General features: G+C 75.5%; 5 protein-coding genes and 2 pseudogenes. 6 read left to right on the plus strand and 1 reads right to left on the minus strand.

Annotation, left to right across the window (positions count from 1 at the left end; genetic code table 11):
* Positions 1–361, minus strand: a pseudogene (locus D476_RS34585) (adenylyl-sulfate kinase); the annotation flags it as partial.
* Between the two features lie 336 nt (positions 362–697).
* On the opposite strand from D476_RS34585, the gene mfd reads away from it, so the two are divergent.
* From mfd to D476_RS0125880, 6 genes and pseudogenes are all read left to right on the plus strand, one after another.
* The gene (mfd, locus tag D476_RS0125855; protein WP_017626813.1) at positions 698–4,270 is read left to right on the plus strand and encodes a transcription-repair coupling factor; all 3,573 of its coding nucleotides are present in this window, start codon (positions 698–700) and stop codon (positions 4,268–4,270) included.
* Positions 4,271–4,640: 370 nt separating this feature from the next.
* Complete coding sequence (locus D476_RS34590) at positions 4,641–5,663, plus strand: YveK family protein (RefSeq protein WP_017626814.1); 1,023 nt, start codon at positions 4,641–4,643, stop codon at positions 5,661–5,663.
* A complete protein-coding gene (locus D476_RS0125865; RefSeq protein ID WP_017626815.1) occupies positions 5,663–7,081 on the plus strand; it encodes a hypothetical protein in 1,419 nt (472 codons plus the stop codon). Before D476_RS34590 ends, D476_RS0125865 begins: the two co-directional genes overlap by 1 nt.
* A complete protein-coding gene (locus D476_RS0125870; RefSeq protein WP_017626816.1) occupies positions 7,078–8,316 on the plus strand; it encodes a phosphotransferase in 1,239 nt (412 codons plus the stop codon). The genes D476_RS0125865 and D476_RS0125870 overlap by 4 nt, the downstream gene beginning before the upstream one ends.
* A gap of 117 nt (positions 8,317–8,433) precedes the next feature.
* Positions 8,434–9,291, plus strand: a pseudogene (locus D476_RS34595) (sulfotransferase family protein); the annotation flags it as partial.
* A 248-nt stretch (positions 9,292–9,539) separates the two neighbouring features.
* Positions 9,540–11,135, plus strand: coding sequence for a lipopolysaccharide biosynthesis protein (locus D476_RS0125880; protein WP_017626818.1), 1,596 nt, complete (start codon positions 9,540–9,542; stop codon positions 11,133–11,135).
* The last annotated feature ends 212 nt before the right edge of the window (positions 11,136–11,347 follow it).

Consider the following 11,347-nt stretch of genomic DNA (forward strand, 5'->3'; position numbering starts at 1 on the left):
CGGGCGGCCCGGCCAGCCGCACCTCCCCGGCCAGGCGGTGGCCGGGCCCCAGGCCGTCGGGCGCGTCGGGCCCGGCCTCCCACGCCCCGTGCACACGCAGGTCGGCCAGCGGCGCCCCCTCCGGGTCGGCCAGGACCACCCGCTCGGCGCCGGCCAGATCGGCCGGAACCGGCAGGGTGACCGGGATCGGCCACGGGGTGCCGTCCGGCAGCGCGCCGCCCGCCGCCGCCTGCGCCTCGGCCTCACCCATGAAGCCGGGGAGCGGGTACGCCCCGCTCAGGATCAGCTCCAGGTGGGCGAGGGCGGCGTGGTCCGGCGTGTGGACCGGCGCCCCGTTCCCGTTCTCGGTGCCCGTGTGCACTGCGACCTCCGCTCGCCCGCGCCCGAGGGGCGCCTGGGTGTCCCGTCGCAGCACAGCGTAGGGGGCGCGGCCCCCGGGCCGGGAACACAGGGGGCCGCCCAGGTGTTGACCGGCATGTGCGGACCGCGCCGCGCCCGCCCCCGGCGGGACCTCGTGGGCCGCCTCCTTCCGTCCCAGGGCGGCAGTAGTCTTGGCACGGGGGAGCCCGCTGAATCGCCCGACGGCGCCCCGCGGCCGCGGACCGGCACGGCCGCCCGGCCTCCACCGCACCCGCGCGGAGCGCCGCGCGCCCGCCAGCGCGACCGGACCTGTCGTCACACGCCCCTGATTGGTGCCATGAGCCTCTCTGGACTTCTCGCCACCGTCGCCGGCGACCCGGCGCTCACCCGGGCCGTCGAGACCGCCCGTACCGGCGCCGGTCCCGGCCTGGACCTGGTCGCGCCCGGCTCGCTGCGCCCCTTCCTGGTCGGCGCGCTGGCCGCCGACGCCCCCGCCGGGGCCGGGCGCCCGGTGCTGGCGGTGACCGCGACCGAGCGCGAGGCCTCCGACCTGTCCGAGGCGCTGGGCTCGCTGCTGCCGCCCGAGTCCGTGGCGCTGTTCCCGGCCTGGGAGACGCTGCCGCACGAGCGGCTCTCCCCCCGCTCCGACACGGTCGGCCAACGGCTGGCGGTGCTGCGCCGCCTGGCCCACCCCGACCCGTCCGACCCGCTGGCCGCGCCGCTGAAGGTGGTCGTGGCGCCGGTGCGCAGCGTGCTGCAGCCGCTGGTGGCCGGGCTCGGCGAGCTGGTTCCGGTGCGGGTGCGCCGCGGCGACGAGGCGGACCTGGAGGAGGTCGTCTCCGGGCTGGTCGACGCCGGGTACGCGCGGGTGGACCTGGTGGAGAAGCGCGGCGATGTGGCGGTGCGCGGCGGCATCGTGGACGTGTTCCCGCCCACCGAGGAGCACCCGCTGCGCCTGGAGTTCTGGGGCGACCAGGTGGAGGAGGTCCGCTACTTCCAGGTGGCCGACCAGCGGTCGCTGCCCGAGGGCACCGACGGCCGGGCCGCCGAGGGGCTGTTCGCGCCGCCGTGCCGGGAGCTGCTGCTCACCCCCGAGGTGCGCGAGCGCGCCGCGGCGCTGGCCGCCGAGCACCCCCAGCTCGCCGACGTGCTCGACAAGCTCGCCGAGGGCGTGTCCGTGGAGGGCATGGAGGCCTTCGCCCCGGTGCTGGCCGAGCGGATGCACCCGCTCCTCGACTACCTGCCCGCGGGCGCGCAGATCGTGGCCTGCGACCCCGAGCGCATCCGCACGCGCGCCCTGGAGCTGGAGGCCACCAGCCAGGAGTTCCTGCAGGCCTCCTGGATCAACGCCGCCTCGGGCGGGGAGGCCCCCATCGACCTGGGCGCCTCGGCCTACATGTCCATCTCCGACGTGCGCTCGCAGGCCGCCGAGCTGGGCCAGCCCTGGTGGACGCTGTCGCCGTTCGAGTCCGGCGACGAGGACGACGCCCAGACCACGCTGACGCTGGGCGCCTCCGACGCCGACGCCTACCGGGGCGACACCGAGCGCGCCCTGGCCGACGTCAAGGGGTGGCTGCACGACGGCTGGCGGGTCGTCATGGTCACCCAGGGGCACGGCCCGGCCGAGCGGCTGGCCGACATGCTGCGCGGCGCCGGGCTGGGCACCCGCCTCAGCGCCGACCTGCCCGAGCCGCCGGAGCCCGCGCTGGCCACCGTCGCCACCGGGCTGCTGCAGCAGGGGTTCGTGTGGCGGTCGGTACAGACCGTGGTGCTCACCGAGACCGACCTGGCCGGGCAGCGCGCCTCCACCCGGGACATGCGCAAGATGCCCAGCCGCCGCCGCGGCGCGGTGGACCCGCTGCAGCTCAAGTCCGGCGACTACGTGGTGCACGAGCAGCACGGCGTTGGCCGCTACATCGAGATGGTCAGCCGCAACATCCAGGGCGCCACCCGGGACTACCTGGTCATCGAGTACGCGCCGTCCAAGCGCGGGCAGCCCGGCGACCGCCTGTTCGTCCCCACCGACCAGCTGGAGGAGGTCACCCGCTACGTCGGCGGGGAGGCGCCCACGCTGTCGAAGATGGGCGGGTCCGACTGGGCCAAGACCAAGAGCAAGGCGCGCAAGGTCGTCCGGGAGATCGCCGGGGACCTGATCCGGCTGTACTCGGCGCGGCAGGCCTCGCCCGGGCACGCGTTCGGCGCGGACACCCCCTGGCAGCGCGAGCTGGAGGACGCCTTCCCCTACGCCGAGACCCCCGACCAGCTCGCCGCGATCGAGGAGGTCAAGCAGGACATGGAGAAGTCGGTCCCGATGGACCGGCTGATCTGCGGCGACGTGGGGTACGGCAAGACCGAGGTGGCGGTGCGCGCCGCGTTCAAGGCGGTGCAGGACGGCAAGCAGGTGGCGGTGCTGGTGCCCACCACGCTGCTGGTGCAGCAGCACCTGTCGACCTTCACCGAGCGCTACGCCTCGTTCCCGATCACGGTCAAGCCCCTGTCGCGGTTCCAGACCGACGCCGATGTGGAGGCCGCCCGGGAGGGGCTGCGCACCGGCGAGATCGACATCGTCATCGGCACCCACCGGCTGCTGTCCGGCGAGAACCGGTTCAAGAACCTGGGGCTGGTGATCATCGACGAGGAGCAGCGCTTCGGGGTCGAGCACAAGGAGGCGCTGAAGAAGCTGCGCACCCAGGTGGACGTGCTGGCCATGTCGGCCACCCCGATCCCGCGCACCCTGGAGATGGGGCTGACCGGCATCCGGGAGATGACCACCATCCTCACCCCGCCGGAGGAGCGCCACCCGGTGCTCACCTTCGTCGGGCCCTACGAGGAGAAGCAGATCGCCGCGGCGGTCCGGCGCGAGCTGTTGCGCGAAGGGCAGGTGTTCTTCGTGCACAACCGGGTGGCGTCGATCGAGAAGGTGGCGGCGACGCTGAGCCGCCTGGTGCCCGAGGCGCGGGTGGCCTACGCGCACGGGCAGATGAACGAGCAGCAGCTCGAACGCGTCATGGTGGACTTCTGGGAGAAGAACTTCGACGTGCTGGTGTCGACCACCATCGTCGAGTCGGGCCTGGACGTGCCCAACGCCAACACGCTGATCGTGGACCGGGCCGACACCTACGGGCTGTCCCAGCTGCACCAGCTGCGCGGCCGGGTGGGCCGGGGCCGGGAGCGGGCCTACGCCTACTTCCTGTACCCGCCGGAGCGGCCGCTGACCGAGACGGCCTACGAGCGTCTGTCGACGGTGGCCCAGCACACCGAGACCGGCGCCGGGATGTACGTGGCCATGAAGGACCTGGAGATCCGCGGGGCCGGGAACATCCTGGGGGCCGAGCAGTCCGGCAGCATCGCCGGGGTCGGCTTCGACCTGTACGTGCGCATGGTGGGCGAGGCGGTGCGCGAGCTGCGCGGCGACGGTGCGGCCGAGGAGGTCGAGACCAAGGTCGAGCTGCCGGTCAACGCGCACATCCCGCACGACTACATCCCCGGCGAGCGGCTGCGGCTGCAGGCCTACAAGCGGATCGCCGGGGTCGCGGGCGAGGAGGACATCGCCGCCGCCCGCGAGGAGCTGGTGGACCGGTACGGCGCGCCGCCGGAGCCGGTGGAGAACCTGCTCCAGGTGGCGCGGTTCCGGGTGCTGGCCAAGTCGGCGGGGCTGACCGACGTGGTGCTGCAGGGCTCCCAGATCCGGTTCGCGCCCGCGCGGATGCGCGAGTCGCAGATGCTGCGGATGCGCCGCCTGCACCCCAAGGCGGTGTTCAAGGAGACCACCGACACCCTGCTGGTCCCGGTCCCCAAGTCCGGCGGGCTGGGCGGCCGCCCGCTGAAGGACCTGGAGCTGCTGGAGTGGTGCGCGGACCTGGTCTCGGCGCTGTTCCAGCCGGCCGCTGCCAAGGAGCCGACGGGCTGACCGCACGGAAGGGCCGCCGGGCCGGTGCTCTAGAGCGTTTCCCGGGTCAGGTCCGTAGACGCCACCGGCGGCGTCATGCGGCCGGGGGAAGAGCCGGTCAGCGGGCCGACGACCGATGAGAGCGCAGCGAGGGCCGTGCCTGGGCGCCGCGCGGTAGGGCCTGATCCGAGAAGCACGCCCTTGGGCCGCCGCGGACGTCCGCGGCGGCCCTTTCGCGTTCTGCGGCCGGGTCCGGGACACGCCATGAGGGCCGCCGGTTTCGGTTGTCCTCGAATCACGCGCGGAGCTCCCCTCCCCAGAGCCCGAAAACGACTACTCTAGGTATTCGAAAATTCACCACTAGTGGTAGTCAAGGAAGGACCAGGGCCGCATGGAGACCTCCGCCGCCGGACCGGACCTGAGGGACTGCGCCCAGACGCTGCGCCGACGCTGGAAGACGGTGGCCGCCGCCACCGCCGCCGGGCTGGCGATCGCGGGGGCCGGGCTGGCCCTGGCACCCCGCACCTACACCGCGACCACGGCGGTTCAGGTGCGCCCGACCGGGGTCGCCGAACTCACCGGCGAGCTGTCCGGGCGCACCAACGGGGAGGTCAACCTGGACACCGAGGCCCAGGTGGCGACCTCGGCCCGGGTCGCCTCGGCCGCGAACCGGCAGCTCGGCGGGGAGGACCCGGCCGAGATGCGCGAGCGGGTGGAGGTGGAGGTCCCGCCCAACAGCAGCGTGCTGGAGATCTCCTACAGCGCGTCGTCCCCGGAGGCCGCGCGCGACGGCGCCACCGCCTTCTCCGACGCCTACCTGGCCGACCGGAGCGCCCGGGTGGGCGAGCTGATCGACGCCCGCATCGGCGCCCTGGACGAGCAGACCGAGGCCCGCACCGAGGAGATGGAGGAGCTGGCCGAGGCCGCCGCCAAGGGCGGCGCGGCCAAGCGCGCGCGGGCCGAGGCGCGGCTGGAGGCGGTGCAGAGCGAGATCTCCGACCTCAACGCCGAGACCGGCCCGCTGACCGCGGCCAAGGCGTCGCTGATCCCGGGGCAGGTGCTCACCCCGGCCGCGCTGCCGGACGCCCCGTCGTCGCCGCAGCCGGTGCTGTGGCTGGCGGGCGGCGGCATGCTGGGGCTGGCCGTCGGCGCGGGCGCGGCGTTCGCGCTGGAGCGCCGGACGCGTGCGCGGGCCGGGACGGCCGCGGCCGCGCAGGAGCCCCAGGAGGCGAAGGGGGCGCAGGGGGCGCAGGAGACGCAGGACGCGGACGCGCAGGAGGCCGCCGTGGAGGAGGCCCGGCCGGTCCCGCCCGCCGCCGGACGGGACCGTGCTCCGGAAGAGGCGGACGCCGACCAGGGGTCGGCGGACCGGGCCCACGAGGAGGAGCCCGCCGAGGCCGGGGCGCACCGCTGATGGGGGCCTCGACCCGGGCGGGGGCCGGGCCGCCCGGAGGAGGGGCGGCGGCCCGCCCGGCCCCCGGTCCGCTCGCCTCCCGGCTCTTCGCACCGGGGTGGCCGGTCGTCTGGCTGTTCGCCGGGTACCCGCTCTGGTGGGCGCTGGGGCTGGGCCCCTTCGCCTTCTGGGTGTTCGCCGTGCCCATGGCCGCCGGGCTCGTCCGCCGCCACCGCGAGCGCGGGATCCGGCTGCCTCCGGGCTTCGGCCTGTGGGCGCTGTTCCTGCTGTGGGCGGCCGCCGGGATGGCGATGATCGGGATGGTGCCCGACGGCACCCTGCCCGGGTCGGGCGGCGTGCTCGGGGCGCTGGTGCGGCTCGGCCACTACCTGGCGCTGACGGTGCTGCTGCTCTTCATCGGGAACACCGGCCGCGACGAGCTGCCGGACGCGCGGATCGCCCGCGCGCTCGGGTGGCTGTTCCTCGCGACGACGGCCGGGGGCCTCCTCGGCATGGCCGCCCCGCACTTCGGGTTCACTTCGCCGCTGGAGGCGCTGCTTCCCGGCGGCATCGCCTCCGACTCCTACGTCCAGGCCCTCATCCACCCGTCGTCGTCGCAGATCATGGACGACGTCCTGGGGTACGAGACGGCGCGGCCCAAGGCGCCGTGGCCCTACACCAACACCTGGGGCAACATGCTGTCGCTGCTGCTGCCCTGGCTGGCGGCGGGGTGGATCCTCACCGGCCGCGGGTGGGGCGGGTGGCGCCGCTGGGCCGGCCTGGCGGCGGTGGCGGTGTCCTTCCTGCCCGTCGTCCACTCGCTCAACCGGGCCCTGTGGGTGGGGCTGGCGCTGACCGCGGTGTTCGCCCTGGTGCAGCTGGTGCGGTCGGGCCGGGCCGCCGCCGCGCTCGCCGGGGTGCTGGCGGTCGCGGGCCTGTGCGCCGCGCTGGCCGCCTCCCCGCTGATGGGCGTGGTATCCGAGCGCATCGCCAACCCGCACAGCGACGACGGGCGGGCCGCCACCAGCAGGGCCGCCCTCGACGCCGCCGCCCAGTCGCCGGTGCTGGGCTGGGGCACCACCCGCGACATGCTCGGCAGCTCCGATTCGATCGCGATCGGCGCCTCCCCCGAGTGCCCCGGCTGCGGCAACCACACCATCGGCAACAACGGCCAGTTCTGGCTGACGCTCATCTCCAACGGGTGGGTGGGCACCGGGCTGTTCCTCGGCTTCTTCGCCGCGGCCGCCTGGCGCCACCGGGGAGAACGGGGCGCGGTCGGGTCCGCCGCCCTTCTATCGATTCTCCTGCTCTTCTGGTACATGTTCTTCTATGTCGCGCTAACGGCACCGCTGGCGGTCACGATGACCGGCATCGCACTGCTCTGGCGGCGGGCCCCCGGTGCCGTACCCGCGACGGCGGCGGGGGGTGTCGCGCGGTGAACGGGGAGACCACCTATCTGACGGACCTGGCCGAGGTGCTCTGGCCCTGCGGCGGGCTCTTGGGGCGCGGCGCCGAATGCGCGGAGAGACGCGTCCCCGCGCCCGAGCACCCCGCCGCACACGTGCGCGAGTACCTCCCGGTGCCGTCCGCGCACAATCCTCGGGTGATCCTGCCTGTCACCAACCGGTACGCGGCGGCGCGCGGCATCGCCGCCTTCGCCCAGCGCCACTCCTTCCGCGAGCGGGTCCGGGCCGCCCTGCTCACCACCGCCTTCGCCAGCGGGGTGGCGCCGCTGCTGCTGCGCGACCGGCTGCACGTGGGCACCGGCCACACCATCGAGCACGCCCTGGGCGCCGCCCTGGACCGGGACGTGGTCATCGCCATCCACGTGGGGCCGCCGCGCGCCAACCGCAAGCCGGTGCTGCTCCTGCTCACCCCCGCCGGGCGGGCGGTGGGCTACGCCAAGGTGGGCGTCAACGACCTCACCTCGCGCCTGGTGCGGGCCGAGACCCGGGCGCTGAGACGGCTGGCCGAGGCCCGCCTGCCGGACGTCACCGTGCCGCGGCTGATGTACGAGGGCGAGTGGAACGGGCGGCCCCTGCTGGTGCAGGAGGCGCTGCCGGTCGGCGACCAGACCGACCGGCCCACCCGGCGCCAGCTGCTGCGGTGCGTGCTGCAGATCGCCGCCATGGACGGCATCGCCGAGGGGGACCTGCGCACCGGCCCCTACCGGGCCCACCTGGAGCGGCGCATCGACGCGCTGGCCGGGAGGCCGGAGGCGCCGCGGCTGCGCAAGGCCCTGGAGGCGCTGCCGGACGTGCGGCTCCCGTTCGGCGCCTGGCACGGCGACCTGACCCGGTGGAACATCGCCGGGACGCCGCGCCGCGCGTTCGTGTGGGACTGGGAGCGCCTGGAGCCGGGGGTCCCACTGGGCATGGACGCGCTGCACTACGAGCTCAACGAGTGCGTGCAGGGCGGCGTGCAGGCGGGGGTGCAGCGGTGGCTGGACAGCGGCTCGCGGCTGCTGTGCGACCCGCTGGTGGCCGAGGCGGGGCTGCGCCCGCACGCGGTCCCGGTGGTGATGGCGCTGTACCTGGTCGACCTGGCCACCCGGTACCTGCAGGACCGCCAGGACGAGGCCGGGAGCCCGCTCGCGGCCGTCGACGACTGGCTCCTGCCCGCCCTGGACGGGCTCGGCGAGCGCGCGGCGCACGAGGCCGGACCCCGCAGATGACCGCCGGACGGCGCCGCCCCGGGGCGCCGTCGGCCCCGCGCCCGCACCGGACCGCCCGCTCCGGCCGCACGACCCCGCACCCACCCGGGGCACCATCCCGACCACGTGAGGACTTCCATGCGCTTGCCTACGGCCGGACGGTCCGTTCCGACCCCCCTGAAGAACGCCGCGCTCACCGCCTCCGACCTGGTCGGCCATGTCGGCCGCCGCTCCCGTGCCCTCCCCGACTTCCTGATCGCCGGCGCCCAGCGCTGCGGCACCACCACCCTGTACAAGGCGCTCGTCCAGCACCCGCAGGTGCTCGGCCCCAGACTGCGCAAGGGGGTGCACTTCTTCGACACCGCCTACGGGCGCGGCACCGAGTGGTACCGGAGCCGGTTCCCGCTGCGCCGCACCGTGCGGGCGGCCGCCGGGGGCGCGGGGGGTGTGGTGGGCGAGTCCAGCCCCTACTACCTGTTCCACCCGCTGTGCGCGGAGCGGATCGCCGCGGACCTGCCCGAGGCGAAGGTGGTGGTGATGCTGCGGGACCCGGTGGAGCGGGCGTACTCGGCGCACAGCCACGAGAGCGCGCGGGGGTTCGAGACCGAGCCGTTCGAGCGCGCCTTGGACCTGGAGGACGAGCGCCTCGCGGGCGAGGAGGAGCGGCTGGGCGCCGCTCCCCCNCACCACCACCAGCACCACGCCTACGTGGCGCGCGGCCGCTACGTCGACCAGCTGCTGCGGCTGGAGCGGCACGTGGGCCGCGAGCGCATGTTCGTGGTGGACGCCGAACGCTTCTTCGCCGACCCCGACCGGCACTTCCCGGAGCTGGAAGAGTTCTTGGGGGTGCGGCACTGCCCGGGGGTGGTGTTCGGCCACCACAACGCCCGGCCGCGCACGGAGCTGCCCGAGCGGCTGCGCAGGCGGCTGGAGGACGCCTTCGCCGAATCCGACGAGCGCCTGGCCGAGTGGTGGGGGCGGACCCCGTCGTGGCGCGATCCGGGCGGCGGGGGCCGGAGCGCCCTGAGCGGACGCCACCAGGCACAGGAGGACGGCGGGGAGGCCGACAACGGAGAGGTCGGCGAAGACGGTGCGGCCCCCGGCACCGCGCCCGGACCGGCTCCCGGCGGGAACGGCACGGGCACCTCCGCCGACGCCCACCGGTACACCTCCGACCGGCACTGACCGGCACCCACCGCCACTGACCGGTACTCCCCCCGACACCGACGACCGAGCGGAGCACGATGGCCACCGAGAGCCCCACCCCCACCCGCGGCGGCGAGGACCGGGGCGGAGCCGAGGCCGTCGCCCGCACCGCCCGGGGCGGCGCGCTCAACATGGCGGCCGCCGTCGCCGGGGCCGGGCTCAACCTGGCCCTGGTGGTGGCGGTGGCGCGCGGGTTCTCCCAGGACACGGCGGGGCTGCTGTTCGCGGCGACGTCGGTGTTCCTGATCGCCTCGGCAGTGGCGCAGCTGGGCACCGCCAACGGGCTGGTGTACTTCCTGGCCCGGACCCGGGCGCTGGGCTCCGCGGGGCAGACCCGGCGCCTGCTGTGCACGGCGCTGGTCCCGGTGGCGGCGGCTTCGCTCGCGCTCGGCGCCGCGATGGCGGTGTTCGCCGGGCCGGTGGCGGAGCTGGCGGGCGAGCCGGGGGCGGCGGTGTACCTCAGGCTGCTGGCCGCCTTCCTGCCGTTCGCGGCGGTGACCGAGGCGCTGCTGGCGGCCACCCGGGCCCACCACGACATGGCGGCGACGGCCGCGGTGGAGAAGGTCGGCCGCCCGCTGGGGCAGGTGCTGCTGGTCCTCGGGGCGGCGGCGGCCGGCTCGGCGGGGCTGCTGGCGGTGGCGTGGGCGGGCCCGTACCTGCCCGCGGCGGTGGTGGCGGCACTGTGGCTGCGCCGGGTGGTGCGCAAGGCGGCGGCGCCGGAGGCGGCCCCGCCGACATCGCCGAAGGAGCCGAGGGAACCACCCCCCGCCCCCGTCACTCCGCACGAGTTCTGGGGGTTCACGCTGCCGCGCTCGGTGGCGCAGGTGGCGCAGATCGGGAACCAGCGCGCCGGGATCGTCCTGGTGGCGGCGGTGCAGGGGGCGGCCGCGGCGGCGGTGTTCACCGCCGGGACGCGGCTGCTGGTGGCAGGTCAGTTCGCGACGCAGGCGGTGCAGTTCGCGGCTGGGCCCCGGCTGGCCGAGATGCTCGCCGTGGACGACCGGGCGGGCACGGCGCGGCTGTACCGGTCGGCGACGGCGTGGCTGATCTGCCTGACCTGGCCGCTGTTCCTCCCGGCGGTGGTGTACGCCCCGCTGGTGATGGGGCTGTTCGGGCCGGGGTACGCGGGGGCGGCCGGTGCGGGGGTTCTGGTGGTGGTCGCGGTGGCGCAGATGGCCTCGGCGTCGCTGGGCATGGGCGACCTGCTGCTCACCATGGCGGGCCGGACCGGCTGGAACCTCGCGAACAACCTGCTGTCGCTGGCGGCCAACCTGGTCCTGTGCGCAGTGCTCATCCCGCCGCTGGGCGCCGTGGGGGCGGCCCTGGCGTGGGCGGCGGCGATCGGGGTGCGCAACCTGCTGCCGCTGGTCCAGCTGCACCGGATGATCGGGGTGCACCCGTTCAGCGCCCGCTGGGCGGCGGCCGCGGGCGCGGCACTGGTGTGGTTCGGCGCGGTGCCCGCCCTGTGCGCGGCCGCGCTGGGCGCGACCGGCCCGTCGCTGGTGCTGGCCCTGATGGTCGGCGGGGGCGGCTGGGCGGCCACGGTGTGGCGGATGCGTACCCTGCTCGACCTGGACGGCCTCCTCCCGAAACGATGGAGAAGGCCCACCCCGGAGCCCGCCGCCACCCCCTGACCGGATCCACCGGAAATCGCGGTCCCCCCTCACCGCCCCCACCCTCCACCAGTCCACCGGAGCACCGGTCCAAGGTCGACGAGGACAGGCCATCGGCCCATCCGGCAGCGCTGTCGGCCACCAGGCGTGTGCGTGGTCACCGTGCTGGGCGGCGACAGCCAGAGCCAGGCGCTTCCCTGGCCCTGCTGCCGGGCGGCGGGTCGCTCGCGGTC

The sequence above is a fragment of the Nocardiopsis chromatogenes YIM 90109 genome, assembly GCF_000341185.1.
Lineage (GTDB): Bacteria > Actinomycetota > Actinomycetes > Streptosporangiales > Streptosporangiaceae > Nocardiopsis_A > Nocardiopsis_A chromatogenes.

What these genes read in the sequence shown, in the direction of transcription:
- mfd (WP_017626813.1), top strand. Translation starts at nt 698, where the DNA reads ATGAGCCTCTCTGGACTTCTCGCCACCGTCGCCGGCGACCCGGCGCTC.
- D476_RS34590 (WP_017626814.1), top strand. Translation starts at nt 4,641, where the DNA reads ATGGAGACCTCCGCCGCCGGACCGGACCTGAGGGACTGCGCCCAGACG.
- D476_RS0125865 (WP_017626815.1), top strand. Translation starts at nt 5,663, where the DNA reads ATGGGGGCCTCGACCCGGGCGGGGGCCGGGCCGCCCGGAGGAGGGGCG.
- D476_RS0125880 (WP_017626818.1), top strand. Translation starts at nt 9,540, where the DNA reads ATGGCCACCGAGAGCCCCACCCCCACCCGCGGCGGCGAGGACCGGGGC.